Source organism: Natronomonas salina (assembly GCF_013391105.1).
Lineage (GTDB): Archaea > Halobacteriota > Halobacteria > Halobacteriales > Haloarculaceae > Natronomonas > Natronomonas salina.
On record NZ_CP058335.1, the window covers coordinates 2,087,010 to 2,103,305 of the forward strand.

The 16,296-nt window shown below is 67.8% G+C and carries 14 protein-coding genes; 8 read left to right on the forward strand and 6 right to left on the reverse strand.

Annotated elements, in window-relative coordinates; translation table 11 throughout:
• The first annotated feature begins 47 nt into the window (after positions 1-47).
• The 4 genes from HWV07_RS10995 (at position 48) to HWV07_RS11010 (ending at position 5,398) form a co-directional block, all read left to right on the forward strand.
• On the forward strand, positions 48-998 hold the full coding sequence (locus HWV07_RS10995) for a hypothetical protein (protein ID WP_178334346.1): 951 nt from the start codon (positions 48-50) through the stop codon (positions 996-998).
• 80 nt (positions 999-1,078) lie between these two features.
• Positions 1,079-2,236: an alpha-1 4-glucan-protein synthase gene (locus tag HWV07_RS11000; protein WP_178334347.1), complete on the forward strand. Its 1,158-nt coding sequence runs from the start codon at positions 1,079-1,081 to the stop codon at positions 2,234-2,236.
• Complete coding sequence (locus HWV07_RS11005) at positions 2,233-3,369, forward strand: extracellular solute-binding protein (protein ID WP_178334348.1); 1,137 nt, start codon at positions 2,233-2,235, stop codon at positions 3,367-3,369. The genes HWV07_RS11000 and HWV07_RS11005 overlap by 4 nt, the downstream gene beginning before the upstream one ends.
• A 1-nt stretch (position 3,370) precedes the next feature.
• Positions 3,371-5,398: an ArnT family glycosyltransferase gene (locus HWV07_RS11010; protein ID WP_178334349.1), complete on the forward strand. Its 2,028-nt coding sequence runs from the start codon at positions 3,371-3,373 to the stop codon at positions 5,396-5,398.
• Here HWV07_RS11010 and HWV07_RS11015 read toward each other — a convergent pair.
• The 3 genes from HWV07_RS11015 to HWV07_RS11025 are packed head-to-tail and all read right to left on the reverse strand — an operon-like array spanning position 5,395 to position 8,260.
• Positions 5,395-6,126 (reverse strand): dolichyl-phosphate hexose transferase, encoded by a 732-nt coding sequence (locus tag HWV07_RS11015; RefSeq protein WP_178334350.1) that lies wholly within the window; start codon positions 6,124-6,126, stop codon positions 5,395-5,397. The two genes, HWV07_RS11010 and HWV07_RS11015, sit on opposite strands and share 4 nt — an antisense overlap.
• Positions 6,127-6,170: 44 nt before the next feature.
• Positions 6,171-7,754, reverse strand: coding sequence for a GMC family oxidoreductase (locus HWV07_RS11020; protein WP_178334351.1), 1,584 nt, complete (start codon positions 7,752-7,754; stop codon positions 6,171-6,173).
• The gene (locus HWV07_RS11025) at positions 7,751-8,260 is read right to left on the reverse strand and encodes a gluconate 2-dehydrogenase subunit 3 family protein (protein WP_178334352.1); all 510 of its coding nucleotides are present in this window, start codon (positions 8,258-8,260) and stop codon (positions 7,751-7,753) included. The genes HWV07_RS11020 and HWV07_RS11025 overlap by 4 nt, the downstream gene beginning before the upstream one ends.
• Before the next feature lie 135 nt (positions 8,261-8,395).
• Here HWV07_RS11025 and pdhA point away from each other — a divergent pair, with 135 nt between their 5' ends.
• From pdhA to HWV07_RS11040, 3 genes are all read left to right on the forward strand, one after another.
• Positions 8,396-9,469 carry a pyruvate dehydrogenase (acetyl-transferring) E1 component subunit alpha gene (pdhA, locus tag HWV07_RS11030; RefSeq protein ID WP_178334353.1) on the forward strand — a complete coding sequence of 358 codons (1,074 nt, stop codon included), beginning with the start codon at positions 8,396-8,398 and terminating at the stop codon, positions 9,467-9,469.
• Entirely contained in the window at positions 9,462-10,430 is a 969-nt protein-coding gene (locus HWV07_RS11035) for an alpha-ketoacid dehydrogenase subunit beta (protein WP_178334354.1), read from the forward strand. Before pdhA ends, HWV07_RS11035 begins: the two co-directional genes overlap by 8 nt.
• A 322-nt stretch (positions 10,431-10,752) precedes the next feature.
• Positions 10,753-11,097, forward strand: a complete 345-nt coding sequence (locus tag HWV07_RS11040; protein WP_178334355.1) for a hypothetical protein — start codon at positions 10,753-10,755, stop codon at positions 11,095-11,097.
• A gap of 353 nt (positions 11,098-11,450) precedes the next feature.
• Here the strand turns inward: HWV07_RS11040 and HWV07_RS11045 are convergent, their stop codons facing one another.
• Complete coding sequence (locus HWV07_RS11045) at positions 11,451-12,974, reverse strand: O-antigen ligase family protein (protein ID WP_178334356.1); 1,524 nt, start codon at positions 12,972-12,974, stop codon at positions 11,451-11,453.
• 287 nt (positions 12,975-13,261) lie between these two features.
• Between HWV07_RS11045 and HWV07_RS11050 the strand changes: the two genes are divergently transcribed.
• Positions 13,262-13,804, forward strand: a complete 543-nt coding sequence (locus HWV07_RS11050; RefSeq protein ID WP_178334357.1) for a site-specific integrase — start codon at positions 13,262-13,264, stop codon at positions 13,802-13,804.
• Here the strand turns inward: HWV07_RS11050 and HWV07_RS11055 are convergent.
• The gene (locus tag HWV07_RS11055) at positions 13,795-13,962 is read right to left on the reverse strand and encodes a hypothetical protein (protein ID WP_178334358.1); all 168 of its coding nucleotides are present in this window, start codon (positions 13,960-13,962) and stop codon (positions 13,795-13,797) included. The genes HWV07_RS11050 and HWV07_RS11055 overlap by 10 nt on opposite strands.
• 1,633 nt (positions 13,963-15,595) lie before the next feature.
• The gene (locus HWV07_RS11060; protein ID WP_178334359.1) at positions 15,596-15,937 is read right to left on the reverse strand and encodes a DUF7344 domain-containing protein; all 342 of its coding nucleotides are present in this window, start codon (positions 15,935-15,937) and stop codon (positions 15,596-15,598) included.
• Positions 15,938-16,296: the final 359 nt, after the last annotated feature.

Here is a 16,296-nt window from a genome sequence, read left to right on the forward strand (position 1 = left end):
ACCTGCCGTCGAAAGTTTTTATCGGGTACCGGCGCCACGATATTTCGATGAAGCCGCGCACGACCGCCGCCCTCGCCCTCCTGGTCCTCGTCGCCGCGTCGCTCGCCCTCCTCGCGGCCCCGGCCGCCGCCGGTCACGGCGAACAGCAGGCCGACTTCACGGTCGACCCGGATAGCCACGACACCGGCGCGGAGTCGGTCAGCTACGAACTGACCGTCGAACTGGCCGACTCCGTCGACCGGGCGCCCACCGTCGCCTACCCGGACCGGATCGTCTTCGCGGTCGAGGGCGCGAACCTCGACGCCTGCGAGTCGGGCGGCTTCTTCGGGGGGCCGAACTACGAACTCGGCGTCAATCAGACGACCGCAGACGGCTATCAGTTCCAGCCGTACGCGGTGGGCGACGTGACCTGGGACGGCGAGGCCGTCGTGTTCACGTTCGACGACAGCGACAACGACGACCAGCCGAACTACGGCCAGGGCGACAGGCTCGAACTGCGCCTGGACTCCTGCGTGGCGAACGCCGGCGACGACGGCTGGTACCTCGGGGGCGTCAACGTCACGGGCGGCTCCCGCACCGACCGGACCGTGACGTTCGGCCGCCTCGTCCCCGCCCACTACTTCGGTATCTGTGACGGCTGCCGGTCGGACGCCGACGCCCACGAGTCGATGGGGGCCCCGCCGTCCGAGCAGACGCCGACCCCGACCGCCACCCCGACGCCGGCGGTCACGGAGACCCCGACGCCCAACGGACTGCAACTGCCGACGGAGACCTCGACGCCGGTCCGGGTCGGATCGCCGACCGGCACGGCGACGCCGCCGCCGAACGAGACGCAGACGTCCACCGGGACGGCTATCGACGGCGCGGCGGGCGACGGCGACCCCGCGGAGCGGGACCCCGCCGACCCGGAGGTCTTCGGGATGAACCCCCTGGCCGTCGTGGGGATGATCGCCCTCGCCTCCCTCGGCCTCGCGGCCCTCGGCGCGCGGCGGGTCTGAAGCGTTCGGCCGCCGATCGCGGCACGCTGACTCCGGTTTCCGGCACCTTTTTAGGTCCGCCTAAAATAACGTACACCGAGATGACCGACACCTGCGTTATCGTCCCGACGGTCCGGGAACCCGAGTGCGTCCGCGCGTACGTCGAGAACGCGCGGGCCCACGGGTTCGACACCGACCGCCTGGAGTTCGTCCTCGTCACCGAGACGTTCTGCGACGTCCGGGAGATGGAAGCGATGCTCGAGGACCTCGACGTCGACGGCGAGGTGTTCGACGGTCCGCGCCGCGAGGAGTGGTTCGCCGAGCGCGGCCTCTCCGAGTACGAGCACCTGATCCCCGAGGCCAGCCACGCCGAGACCAGCTTCGGGCTGCTGTACCTGTGGGCCGGCGACTACGAGTACGGCGTCCTCATCGACGACGACACCCTCCCCCACGAGGAGTACGACTTCTTCGGCCGCCACCTCGCGAACCTCAACTACGAGGGGGAACTGGAGGCCGTCTCCTCCGACGAGCGGTGGGTGAACGTCCTCTACCAGAACGCCGACGAGCACGGCCTCTACCCGCGCGGCTACCCCTACGGCGCGATGGACGAGACCGTCGAGACCGAGCCCGTCGCCGTCGACGACGTCGTCGCCTCCCAGGGCCTCTGGACGAACGTCCCCGACCTCGACGCCGTCCGCATCCTGATGGACGGCGACCTGCAGGGGCAGGCCCAGACCCGCACCTCGGCGGCCGACTTCGAGAACGACTTCGTCGCCGCCCGCGGCAACTACCTCACCGTCTGCTCGATGAACCTCGCCTTCCGCCGGGAGGTGATCCCGGCGTTCTACCAGCTCCCGATGGACGACAACGAGTGGGCGGTCGGCCGCTTCGACGACATCTGGTCGGGCGTCTTCCTCAAGCGCGCCTGCGACGTCCTCGGCAAGCGCATCTACAACGGCGCGCCGCTCTGCGAGCACAACAAGGCCGCCCGCTCGACGTTCTCGGACCTGAACAACGAGGTCGCGGGGCTCGAACTCAACGAGCACCTCTGGGAGGTAATCGACGACGTCGGCGGCGACGCCGACGACTACGCCGGCGTCTTCGAGGCGATGGCCGAGACGCTCGCCGCCGGCGACTTCTCGGCGTACGAGAACGGCGCCTTCCTCAACCTGGTCGGCGAGACGATGCTGGAGTGGCTGGACTGTCTCGACGCCCTGGGGACCGCCGAGGCGACCCCGACGGAGGTGACGGCGGATTGACGTCCCGTCGTCGGTTCCTGGCGGCGGCCGCCTCCGCCGGCGGCGTCGGACTGGCCGGCTGTAGCGACCTGCTGCCGGGCGGCGGCAACGGCGACGGCAACGGCGGCGACGGCGATTCGCCGGTCGGCCAGATCGGCTCCGCCCGCGCCGGCCGGGGCACCCCCGGCGGCACCTCGATGGAGGACATGCCGCCGCTGGAGGGCGAAGTCACGGTCTACTCCGGGCGGTCGGAGGTGCTCGTCGGCGACCTCGTCGCCTACGTCCAGGACCTCTACGACGACCTCACCCTCGACGTCCGCTACCTGGGGGCTAACGAGGCGGTCAACCAGATCGAGACGGCCGGCCAGAACAGCGAGGCCGACGTCTTCTTCTCGGTGAACGCCGGCGCCCTCGGCCAGCTCGCCGAGGCCGGGCGGACAAGGCCACTCCACGAGGACGTCGCCGGACTCGTCCGCGAGGAGTTCCGCGACGACGACAACCGCTGGATCGGGACCTCCGGGCGCGCCCGGACGATCCCGTTCAACACAGAGGCCTTCTCCGGGGGCGACGTCCCCGAGGACATCCTCGCGTTCCCCGACGAGGACGCCTTCGACGGCGAGATGGGGTGGGCGCCGAGCTACGGGTCCTTCCAGGCGTTCGTCACCGCGATGCGGCTCCTCGAGGGCGAGGACACCACCCGCCAGTGGCTCCAGGGGATGCTCGACTCGGGCGTCCAGCGCTACCCCGACGAGTACCAGGTCTGTCAGGCCATCGCCGACGGCGAGATCACCGCCGGGTTCACGAACCACTACTACATCCAGCGCGTCCTGGACAACCGGCCGGACGCGCCGCTGGAGACCGCGTTCACCCGCGGCGACGCCGGCGCCATCTTCAACGTCGCCGGCGCCGCGGTCGTCGACTCCGCGAACGACCCGGAGATGGCCGCGAACTTCGTCCGCCACCTGCTCTCCGGGGAGGCCCAGGACTACTTCGCCCGGACGACCTTCGAGTACCCCCTGATCCCCGGGGTCGAGCCCATCGGCGCGCTGCCGACCATCGACGAGCTGAACCCGCCGTCGGACCTGGACCTCACGCAACTCTCCGACCTCGAACCGACCATCCGACTGATGCGGGACGCCGGCGTCGACGTCTGAGATGCGCGGCGGGCGGGTGCGCGAAAGGCTCCGGCGGCGCTGGCCGACGCTCGCGCTCGCCGCCCTCGCCTTCGGCGTCGTCCTCGTCGTCGCGCTCGTCCTCTTCCCCTACCACTCGAACAACCACGACGAGGCCGTCTACCTCCAGCAGGCGGCGATGCTCCTCGAGGGGCAGCTCCGCCTGCACCCGCCCGTCGACGACGCCTTCCGCCCGTGGTTCTTCGTCGACGGGCCGGAGGGCCTCTACTCGAAGTACAGCCCCGTGCCGCCGGCCGTCTTCGCCGTCGGGCTGCTGGCCGGCGAACCCCGGCTCTCGCTGGCGCTGGTCGCCGCGGGCAACGTCGCCCTCGTCGCCACGCTCGCCCGCTGGGCCTTCGACCGGCCGACCGGGCTCGCGGCCGGCGCGCTCCTGCTCTGCGCGCCGCTGTTCGCGATCACCTCGTCGGTGTTCCTCCCGTACGCGCCGACGTTCCTCCTGAACCTCTCGTTCGCGTACTGCTACGTGCGGGCCTGCCGCGAGCGGTCCGTCCGGTGGGCCGCGCTGGCGGGGCTGGCCAGCGGCGTCGCCTTCTTCTCGCGGCCGTACACCGCCGTGCTCTTCGTGGCCCCGTTCGCCGTCCACGCGCTGTGGACGCTCGCGACGGAGCGCCGCGACGCGCTCGCCCAGTACCTCGCGCTGGGGGGCTGCGGCCTCGCGATGGTCGCCGTCACCCTCGGCTACAACGCCGCGCTGACCGGCGACCCGCTCGTCTTCCCCTACCAGGCGTTCGCCCCGCTGGACGGCCTGGGCTTCGGCGAGCGCCGGTTGCTCGACCACTCGATGGACTACACGCCGGCCCTGGCGCTGGAGGTCAACGGTTACGTGCTCTGGTACCTGGCGACCCGGTGGGCGCCCCTCGGCGCCCTCGGGACCGCCCTCGCCGTCGCCGGCGCGGTCCTGGCCCGGTCGGCGCCCGAGCGGGCCGCCGGAGCGTGGCTCACCGACCGGCAACTCCGGGCCGTCGTCCTCGGCGTCGCCGCAAGCGTCGCCCTCGGCAACGTCTACTTCTGGGGCAACGCGAACCTGCTGGCGACGCCGACGGACCCGACCGACGGGCTGCTCGGCGTCGTCGGCACGGTCTACCACTTCGACGTGCTGTTACCGCTAACCGTGTTCGGCGGCTACGCCGTCGTCCGGGGTGGCAGGGCGCTGTGGTGGAGGACAGCAGAGCTCCCTCGCAGCCAGCGCCGCGCCGTCGCCTTCGCGGTCGTCCTCGTCGCGGTCCCGGTCGCCGGCGGCGCGGCCGCGGCGTCGTTCGGCCCGCCGACCGAGCGGAACGCGGCGTACACCGACACCTACGAGCAGGCATACGAACCGTTCGAGCCGCAGCCGCCGGCCGACAGTGTCGTCCTGCTGCCGACGCCGTACGGCCCCTGGCTCAACCACCCGTTCCAGCCCCTCCGGAACGACCCCGGCTACGACGGCCGGACGGTATACGCGCTGGACCGCGGCGCCGAGCGGACGTGGGCGGTTCTGGACGCCTTCCCCGACCGGACGCCGTACCGCTATCGCTACCGCGGGGAGTGGACGCCCGCCCCGGACGATGCCGTCGAACCGACGCTGCACTCGACGGAGCGGCTCCGGACCGGCGACCTCTCGGCGACGACGCGGGTCGGCGTCCCGGATGGGGCAACCAGCGCGACCGTGGCCGTCTCCGCGGACGGCGAGACCGACCGACGGACCGTCCGCCCGCAGGGGGAGACGTTGGCAGTGGACTGGACCCTCGTCGACGGTGCGTTCTCCAGTGGCGAGGCGTCGGTTCCCATCGAGGGGCCGACGCGGGCGGAGCTCTCGGTCGTCGTCGTCGGCCGGCAGGGCGGGACCGTCGCCTACGAGTCCGAGGTGCTGGTGCGGCCCGGTGACGGCGGCGTGGAGGTGGTGTGGCCGCCGGCGGAGCAGGTCTGTCTCGCCGCGACGACCTGCGACGACGCCTACGTGCCCGGCAGTCGCTACCCGTCGTTCGTTGAGATGGAGACCGAACGCCGCTAGAAGCGCTCCTCGAGGCCGACCTTGAGGATGGACTTCGCGATCTCGGCGCCGCCGGTCAGCGGGTCCAGCTTCGTCTCGCCGGCGCGCTCGGCGTAGTCGATTGGGTGCTCGCGGACCCGGTAGCCGCGGGCCAGCGGCCGCATCAGCAACTCGGCGGAGAGGCCGGTGTTCTCGGTCCACTCGATGGCCTCGATGACCTCCCGGCGGTACGCGCGCATGCCCGTCGTGGTGTCGTGGACGCGCTCGCCGAGGAGGACGCTCGCGCCGAGGGCGAAGGCGACGTTTCCGAGGCGGTTGAACGCCGGCATCGCGTCGGCGCCGTGGTAGATCCGGTCGCCGCTGACCACGTCGTACCCCTCGTTGATCGACTCGAGGAACTCCGGGAGGGCGTCCATCGGGTAGGTGTCGTCGCAGTCGGTGGTGACGATCACGTCGCGGCTCGCGGCCCGGAGGGCCGCGTGGACGGCGACGCCGTACCCCTGCGGCTCCTGTCTGATGACGCGGGCGCCGTGCTCCTCGGCGATCTCGGGCGTCCGGTCGTCGGAGCCGTCGACGCAGACGACCTCTGCGCGGCCGTCCGTCACCCGCTCGATGTCCGACAGCACCGTCGCGATGGCCGCCTCCTCGTTGTACGTCCCCATCACGACGCTCAGGTCCTCGAACGTGTACTCCTCGGACGCCGCCGTCGCGGACTCCACCTCGGCCGCCTCGACCTCCGTCTCGCTCATTGCCCGTCCGTTCCCGGTCGGCGCACTTGAGCTTTTAGGTTCGCCTAAAGTGTCTGCGAGAGCGCCTCGTCGACGTGTTCGGCCGCCTTCAGGGAGAGCGCGGCGATGGTGAGCGTCGGGTTCATCGCCCCGCCGGTGACGAAGACGCTCGATGAGGCGATCCAGCAGTTCTCGAGTTCGTGCGTCCGCAGCCGCGGAGACACGACGCTCTCGGCGGGGTCCACGCCCATCCGGGTCGTCCCCATGTGGTGGAACGCCGGACGGACGCTGCCGGGCCCGTCCGCCCACTCCACGTCGACGTCCAGTTCCGCGAGGATCGACCGCTGGATCTCGTTGGCCCGGGCGAGCGTCCGGTCCGTGTAGTCGTCGACGCGCCACTCGATCCTGGGGACGGGGCGGCCGTGGTCGTCGGTGCGGTCGGGGTCGAGCGTCACTCTGTTCTCCTTCCGTGGCATCTGTTCGACCAGCGCGCCGACCTCGAGGTACGTCCCGTAGGCGTCCCGGAGGTCCTCGAGCAGCGCGTCGCCCCAGTCGTCGGCCCGCAGGGCCTGCTCGACGGGCGAGGGGCCGGCGTAGTTGATGAACTCCAGTTTCAGGCTGCCGGACTCCGCGTCGACGTCGTCGTAGAACTGGTGGGACTCGGTGGTGTTGAAGCCGACGTGCTTCTGTCTGGTCGGGCCGTCGTACCGGCCGCCGACGCCGGCGTAGAGGTGGTCCATGAAGTACCGCCCGACCGCGCCGCTGCCGTTGGCTAAGCCGTCCGGGTGCCGGTCGGAGCGCGAACAGAGCAGGAGGCGGGGCGTCTCAACGCCCCCGCAGGCGACGACGAACGACCGCGCCTCCTGGCGGCGCTCCTCGCCGTCCTTCGCGTAGACCGCGGCGGTCACCCGCTCGCCGGAGGCGTCGTGTTCCAGGCGCTGGACCGGCGCCTCCGCGACGACGCGGGCACCGGCGGCCTCGGCCCGGTCGACGTGCCGCTCGGCGGTGTACTTCGCGCCCGACGGGCAGACCGGCTGGCAGGTGCCGTAGCCGACGCAGGCGCCGTCGCCGTCGTACGGCTCCGAGTTCCGCGCGTTCGGCACCGAGTGCGTCGCGATGCCGAGTGCCTCGCAGGCCTCGGCGAAGATGGAGTCGCTGTACGACGGCGGGAACGCCGGCAGCGGGTGCGGCTCCTCCCGCGGCGGCCCGAAGGGGTTGTCCGAGGCGCCGGCGACGCCGAGTTCCGCCTCCGCGCGGGTGTAGTACGGCCGCAGGGCCGCGTAGTCGATCGGCCAGTCCGACCCGACGCCGTAGCGGGACGCCATCTCGAAGTCGGTCTCGTGAAGCCGCATCACCATCCCCTGCCAGTGGAGCGTCGTGCCGCCGACGCCCTTGACCCTGGCCCGGTTCAGCGGGTAGCCGTCGCCGGCGGTGGTGTAGGCGTCCCGCTCGCCGCCCATCTCCCAGACGTCCGGGATGGAGTAGGCGGGGCGTATCGACCGCTCCATCCGGCGCTCGCGGTCCGCGTCCTCGAACCGCGGCCCCGCCTCGAGGACCACCACGTCGTACGAGCCGGCGAGTTCGGCCGCGAGGATGCCGCCCGCCGGCCCCGCGCCGACGACGCAGACGTCGGCCGCGTCGTCGGTCACGGTCCCCTCCGATAGCTCTCCAGCCCGCCGGGGTGGCCCTGCGGGTTCTCGATCCCGACCAGCTCCCCGCCCGTCGGCGAGGCGTACAGCGCCAGCAGCAGGTCGCCGACGACGAAGTAGCGCACCCGCTCGGCGGTCGTCCCCCGGGGGTCCTCGTCGGCGGTGTCGACGCCCATCTCCCGGAGCAGCGAGTCGCGATCCTCCGGCGGGAGGTCGGCGAACGGCGCCCCGTACCAGTCCCGGGCCCTGGCGTCCACGCGCTCGGTCGCCCTCCGGACGCCCTCGGCGTGGTCGTCGTCGCTCGCGGCCCGGCCGGCGGCGTAGGTCTCGACGAACGCCTCGATCCCCTCGACCTCGCTCGGGTACACTACTGTCGCGACCGCCGTCAGGGTCTCGACGTCCGGCGACGGCTCGGGGTCGTCGCGACGCCAGACGTACGCGGTCCCGCCGGCGCCGGCGCCGACGGCCGCGAGCGCGGCGACGGCGTCGCGACGCGACAGTTCCATACCGCGGCTTTAGGTAAGCCTAAACAAATGCGTTGTGCATCCGCCGGGGGGTCGCGACGGTCGGTGCGATGCCCGCGGTCCGATTCCGTCCCCGCTCGGGAAACCCGTTAATGCGCTGGAGGGAGAAACCTCGGTATGCCCCGCGAGACCGTCGCCGAGTTCGCCGTCGAGGAGGTCCAGGTGCTGTCCGAGGACGAGACGGTCGACGAGGAACTCCTCCCGGACCTCTCCGACGACGAGTTGCTGGAGATGTACGAGTCGATGAAGCGCTCGCGGCGCCTTGACGAGCGGGCCATCTCGCTGCAGCGGCGCGGCGAACTCGGCACCTACGCCCCGGCCATCGGCCAGGAGGCCGCCCAGGTCGGCAGCGCCTACGCGCTGGCGGACGACGACTGGGTCGTCCCCTCGTTCCGCGAGGGGCCGGCGCTGCTGGTCCACGGGACACCCCCCGAGCAGATGCTCCAGTACGCACTCGGGATGGAGGAGGGCGCGGAGATCCCCGGCGGCACCGGCGCGCTGCCCCCCGCCATCCCCGTCGGCAGTCAGCCGCTGCACGCCGTCGGCATCGGCTGGGGAGAGGCGCTGCAGGACCGGGACAACGTCGCGGTCACGTACTTCGGCGACGGCGCCACGAGCGAGGGCGACGTCTACGAGGCGTTGAACTTCGCGGGCGTCTACGACGCCCAGACCGTCTTCCTCTGTCAGAACAACCAGTACGCCATCTCCACGCGCATCGAGAAGCAGACGCAGGCCGAGACGCTCGCCCAGAAGGCCGTCGCCGCTGGCATCGAGGGGATCCGCGTCGACGGCAACGACGTCCTCGGCGTCTACCGGGTCGCCCGGGAGGCCATCCGGAAGGCCAGGAACGGCGAGCCCGTCCTGATCGAGGCGCTCACCTACCGGCGGTCGATGCACACGACCTCAGACGACCCCTCCGCCTACCGCGAGGACGAGGAGAGCGAGGCCTGGGAGGCACGCGACCCCATCGTCCGCCTGCAGGTGTTCCTCGAGGACCGCGGCATCCTCGACCAGGAGCTGGAGGAGGACATCGACGAGCGCGTCGAAGAGGAGATCGCCGACGCCATCGACGCCGCGCGGGCGGCCAACGAGGCCCTCGACCCCGCCGACATGTTCCGGCACGTCTACGACGAGATGCCACCGGAGCTCGAACGGCAGTTCGAGGCCTTCGGGGGTGAGGCCGATGAGTGACGGCGAACGGCTCCGGATGATCGAGGCGGTCCGGGAGACCCTCCGCGCGGAGCTCGAACGCGACGACGACGTCGTGGTCTACGGCGAGGACGTCGGCCGCGCGGGCGGCGTCTTCCGCGCGACGCAGGGCCTCGCGGAGGAGTTCGACGACCGGGTGTTCGACGCGCCCGTCGCGGAGGCCGGCATCGTCGGCGTCGGGGTGGGCCTCGCCGCGACGGGGCTGCGACCCGTCCCCGAGATCCAGTTCCAGAGCTTCCTCTACCAGGGGTTCCACCAGCTCGCCCAGCACGTCGCCCGGATGCGCAGCCGCACCCGCGGGACCGTCAGCTGTCCGATGACGATCCGGACGCCCTACGGCGGCGGCATCCACGCCCTGGAGCTCCACTCCGAGAGCTTCGAGGCCGGCTTCGCGCACGTCCCCGGCCTGCAGGTGGTCGTCCCCGCCTCCCCCGCCGAGACCGCCGGCCTGCTCCGGTCGGCCATCCGCGACCCCGACCCCGTCGTCTTCATGGAGCCGACGCGGCTCTACCGCGCCGCCGGCGAGTCGGTCCCCGACGACCACGAGGTCCCCCTCGGGGAGGCCCGGGTCGTCCAGCCCGGCGACGACGTGACCGTGGTCGCCTGGGGGTCGATGCTGAAGGAGACCCTCGAGGCGGTCGAGGACGTCGACGGCAGCGTCGAGGTCGTCGACCCCCGGACGCTCTACCCGATGGACACCGCGACCATCGTCGAGTCCGTCCGGAAGACCGGCCGCTGTGCCGTCGTCCACGAGGCGCCGAAGACGAGCGGCCTCGCCGGCGAGATCTTCGCCCGCGTCAACGAGGAGGCCTTCTACCACCTCGAGGCGCCGATGGAGCGGGTGACCGGCTACGACGTCCCCGTCCCGATGTTCGCCCGGGAGGACGCGTACGTCCCCGACGCGGCGCGGATCGCGGAGGGCATCGAGCGGACCCTGGAGTGAGATAGATGCGACTACGCGACTGTCGAACGTATCAGCGTTCCACGCCTCACCGATTATGGGATAGTTTACCAGCGCGGTAGCGCCGTCGCCGTCGCCGTCGGAAACCGGTACGCACGACGTTATCCAGATATTTACCACCGGCCGCTCCTCGTTTCTGTCGGTTCAAGGTCGTTCCAATAGTTCACCCCGATCCTCGAATCATACGATATCGCGTGTTAGAATCCCCATACCGCGTGAACCGTTCGAACGAACTTCTCCCCTTATGGCCTCGACGGGCATATCGTAGGGTGAAGCGACCATGAATACCGCAAAACTGGCAAGCGTGGTAGTCGCGATCGCACTCGTCGGGACGGCCTTCGTCGGCGTCGGCGCCATCGGCGCCGTCGGAGCCGATCAGGCAGAGGAGTCGGACGACGAGGTACGCATCGTGGACGAGCACGTGGAGATCAACGACGGACTCCTCACGATCGACGACACGACGATCGAGGGGCCCGGCCTCGGTGAGCGGCACATCGAGGACCGGAAGTACACCATCGACTCGACGATGAGCTTCGACGGGTTCCACGTGAACTACGACGGGACTGAGTACACGTTCTGTCGCATCACCGTCGAACTCAACGACATCGGCGTCCAGCTCGAGAACGTCACGCTGACCGAGGGCGAGTGATCGCCACCCGGGCGACGCAGTACCGCCCTCCGTCGGGCGGGGTCGCCGACTTCTGAGGCGGGACTCCTTCTCACTCCGTTCGGAATCTCACTACTCGCGGCTCGCTACCGCTCGCGTTTCCCCACGGGCACCGCTCGCCGTTCGTGTATCCGGAGCCGGTCACTTCGTTCGCGTCTCCCGGGCCGGGTGCCGTCCACCCACATGCAACGACCGGACGGCAGACCGTCCCGCTCCGCCTCACCCGGGTCTCCGTCGGCACCGACAGTCCACCGGGACGCCGTCCGGGTGGACTGGACGGGCGAACAGTACCGACGAACCGTGAGAACCTCGAGACCGGAGAGACGGATCCCCGATCAATCCACGTCGGTCGGCACCCAGTCTCGGTCGCCGAAGAGCAGGAAGCCGGTGACGAGCACCGCGAGCATCGTACTGCTCCCGTAGTTGTACAGGGAGTAGGCCTCGAACTGCTGGTGGGCGGCGAACCCGACACCGAGTGCGAGCAGAATCACCGCGACCGTCACGTCGCCGTGGCGCCGGCGGATCTCCTGGGCGCCCGATACCAGACTGCCGACCACGAGGGTGAGGTACGCGAGGCCGCCGAGGAGGCCGGCGCGGATCGTGGTGCGGAGGTAGGCGTTGTGGGGGCTGCCGGGGGCCTCCGACGCCGTGTACGTCTCGACGAAGGAGGGCTTCGCCGTCTCGATGTAGGGTGCGATGTAGTCCGTGGTGCTGATGAAGCCCTGGCCGAGCAGCGACGGGTTGTCGACGATAGCGGCGATGGCGGGATACCAGCGCTCGGCGCGCGTCGGCGTGTCCTCGCCGATCGGGGCGAGGCCGGTGTGGACGGCGGCTATCCCCGCAAAGAGGTACGCGAAGCCCGCGACGACGGCCAGGGGGACGGCGCGGCGGCCCCACGCGAGGTACGCGAGGTAGACGCCGACGGCCATCGGCGTGACCACCCACAGCACCCGACCGAACGAGATCGCGAGGCCGAGCGCGTTGATCCCGAGGAGGGCGGCCGGCACGAGCGCGGTCCAAGCGGGGCGGTCACTGGCGGCGGCGCGGTGGAACTCTCCGATGGCGGCGACGAACCCGCCGAAGGCGGCGACGGCGAAGGCGTTGCGGTTGACGTACAGCGACCGGGCCGCATCCACATCGTAGCCCAGGAACGGAATCGTGTAGGAGCGCATGAACCCGATCGACAGCCCGAACAGCGTGTACTCGCCGACGACGTACGCCGGCAGCGCCAGCACGATCACGGCGGCCGCATACCGGTTGGCGGCCCAGAGGAACGCCGTCCGCGAGAGGTACTGTGGAACGACGGCGATCCCGACGGCCATAATGGCGCCGAACCAGAACGGAATCCGGGTCGTGCTCGCGAGGCCGTGATAGAAGAAGATCCCGGTGACGGTCGCGAGACAGCCCAGCGCGAGCCACTGCACAGGCCGATACTGCCGTGGATCCCTGGCGGTCACGCAGACGGCGACGAGCAGCAGCCAGACGACGACTGTGGAGACGCGCCGGCTTTCGGCGAGCCCGTACCCCGGCGAGAACGACTGGTAGAGCACGACGAGCAACAGCCCGAACAGCACCGCCCGGACGGCGAACAGGTACGGCTCCAGGTCGGAGGTGAATCCCCGCCGCGCGACGGCGACGAACCGGCCGACCATCGCCGCTGCCCCCAGCGCCACCATCGCGGCAGCGACGTACCGGCCCGTGAGCCACTCCGGCCCGCCGGAGGCCACGCTCAGGGCGCTCACACTCAGCACCGCGAGGAGCCCGAGGCCGCCGAGCCGCGTGCCAACGGCCAGCGCGCGCCGGTCGCGGGACGTACGGTCGTTGTCGAACCGCCGTCCGTCGCCGTCGAACTGCGGCATCTGTCGTGTCCTTCCGCTCGACGGCCCGTAGTTATCACCTTCCTACTGGATCTGTACGCCGCCCGCTGATACGGGTGGTCTCGACACCGCACTCGGTGTCGTCCGTCCCCGAGACCGAGCGGCGCGCGTATCAGAGAGATACTCTCGCGGGTTGTGATCGTCTGGAAGGAGCGAGGACCGCTGAAGGCGAGCGGCGACCGAAGGGAGCCGAGCGCGAAAGGAGTCTTCCTGCGGGGACGAGACCCCGTGGAAAGCGTGGTGAGCGAACCGTACATCTCGTAATTGCTGTGCCCTACCTCCAGCGGTGCCTCAACGAGCACCCCGGCGACGGCGAGGATTACCTGTGGTCGAAGCTCTCCTCGCCCGATCGGCCGTCGTACAACACCTTCCTCGGATACTTCAAGAACGCCGCTGGCCGCGCCGGCGTCGACAAGGCAGTGACGCCGACGAACTTCCGAAAGTCGAACACGCGCTGGCTCGTCAACCTCGGATTCAGTCAGGCCCGGATCGAGGATCGACAGGGTCGGCAGCGTGGGAGCGAACACACTCGGAGGTACCTCACGCGGTTCGGCGAGGATTCGAATGAACGCACGTACGCGCGACTCCACGGGAAGGACACCCCGCAGAATCGTGATCGCTGTATGTGGTGTCACTTCGCGCTCTCGCATGACGCCGCGAGTGAAGCAGAAGCCAAGCAGGAAGCGGCCCTGCGAGCGGCTGCGGAACTCACCGAGGAGGTGGATATCGATGAATCGGAGGCTGCCGTCGCGCTGAACGCGTTGATCGAGGGCCGTGTTCAGTCGGCGCTTGATCGGCACCGTCATTCCTGAGCCTCCAGTTCGTCGAGAATCGCAAGTGCGTGTTTGGCGTCCTCGCTGAGTTCGTTGTCGAGCTCAGCGAGTGCCTCGAGTACCTCGCGGTGCGGACCGAGGGTCTCCTGGACGTGCTCTTCGAGTTCACGATGGTGGTTGTGTTGCTGGAGTGCCATCGAAGCAGTGGTGCTCGGATAGGCTCCGAACGGGCCATGCACTGGTGTCCTTGACAGCGGGCAGTTAGACACGATTGCTACCCTATCGGGTGTCACGGTGCAGCTGCGAAGGATGGGAACCTCTCGGGCCCCTAGTTGATGTCATATCGTCGAATGAATCGATTTGGCCAGATTGACAGCGATGGAAGATGGGGGCCTGCTATCCTCGTCATCGTTTTCGAGATATCGCTACAGGAGGGTACGCAATCGATGTATGAGGGGATGTGAATCGGGCCCATTTGGCTTTCTGGGCCTTAGCACGGTCGCGAAGACCGTGTTGTTCTGGTCGTCGCTTGCTCGAGTTCCGTGGTGAGAGTTTCATAGTCGTTCGGTGGGGTGATTTGCTCAGTGATTGGTAGCGGGGCTATGCCACCTACGTCTGCTTGCCCCGGTTTTCTGATATAAATCTGAGGGCGTGTTCTTGCCACTCATATTGGAACCCGGTGTTTCTGTCATAGTCAGCTGGCAGGCGAATACTGATTGTCACGCTCATCTATGACATCGAGCATTGGGAGAGAATCTGGCCCAGGTCGACCAGACATCTCAACCCCGAGGAAGAACAGCCCTGCCACACTATCGGCGTCAAGAAAGACCCCTTCAACGACAATCCATCAACTCTACGACATTCACCTTGTCCTCAGAAGTCCCCTCCGCAGCATTCGGATGCCTCACATCTACTTCTAGTCTCCTGTCTATTCCCTATTCGCCAGCCCTAGCGTAGCTGTTCCAATACTAGTGGCATTCTTCAGGCTCTTCGTAGGCCATAGATTTCGGTGGCCATTCGTATTACAGACTCACATCTTGTTGGCAACAAGCTCACTCCGGCCCTTTATTTTTGAATACCAGTTTTAGACCTTACTTACATCCATCACTAGGGATATTACTGAAGGTGGTAGCGATTCTCCATCCATTCAAGATGTCGAGCCTGGCAGAGTATATCGAATGTCTCAACTGCGGATTTGTCACGTACTCGAAGAACGCCTCTTCCCCTGAACCGAGAAAGTGGGAGGCGTGCCCGGGTTGTGGTTCGATAGAATTTGAGTTCACAGGGCACTGAATTGGAGCGGGGTGAATCAAGACTCGAATTGGCGCTTCTGAGAAACCGAACAGCAAGGGGTAGTGATGGGGATGCGAGTACTGCTGCTTCGCTACCTGCGGTGTATCCGGGGAGTTGATCAAAAAAAGATACCTCTACTGTTGGATAGATCCGGTCCGGGATGGAGATGGAATTGACAGTCCTGATTCGACTCGTTGTTTTCTTGTTCTGAGAACGGCGATATAGGTATAAGCAGATTGAGGGTGTTGTGACGAACGACGGAGAAGGTTAATCCCTTTTCGTTGGTGTAATGATGAAAACAGGATACATCAATTGTGATTGTGGTGGGGAAGTATCGTTCACCGGGACAGACAACAGATCCGAGTGCGAGTGCGGTCGCAAAATACGCTATCACTGTGACCGAACTTAATGCGGCCACCTCTAAGCTGTAGCAGAGGGTGATTACCTAGTGGAGCGTGGAAACGCTCGTTGGAGGGGCGAAAGTAGGAGTGACGGCCTGGCAGGTCAAGAGAGTGGATTCCTCATCTGGTGGTAAACTCAATTTTCCTCTGGGTGTTCGAGCGGGGCAAGCACACCCAATAATCCTTCAAGGATCGTTGGAGGGTCCATGTACCGAACCATCCCAGTCCGTTCATCGTACTCGATGCAGCCGGCATCTCGAAGCCGATTGAGGTGATTGTGCCGAAACTCCATGATGAGTTGCTGAAGTTCGTCGTCGGTTATCTCATCGATGGGTTTCTCTTCGCTCCAGGCGACGACCTGCCGAGCGAGCATTTCGATCTCTGCCTCGTCCTCCGCCTGGAGGTAGTAAAGTGCGAGGCGGCGGTCGTGGTCCGCTAGCGCGCGGAGTATGTCGTCAACGAGTGCAAAACTAGCCATTTGGTTATTCCTTGCTAGTATAACCGGTCCGGGATTATTTTCCTTTCGGTCAGAGAATATCATAACGTCATACATATTACTGGAAGTTGATAAAAGGCGCTCGGTGTCAATTAAAACTCGTACATCCGCAGACGGCAACGAGTAGTACTCATGACTCCCTGAGCCACTGCCCACAGGCCCCTGAGAATACTCGCAGGAACGATTACTCGACGGTGCTGTTGGTGTCCTGAGGGCGGTGCCACAGGTTACGAGGACTGCATCGGCGACGTTGGCCGATACAATGGTCTCAGAAAGACGGCCAATGGTTGTTACTGGCAGATGATCGGGATTGGCCGCCGATTCTCTCCGTCACTGGGGGT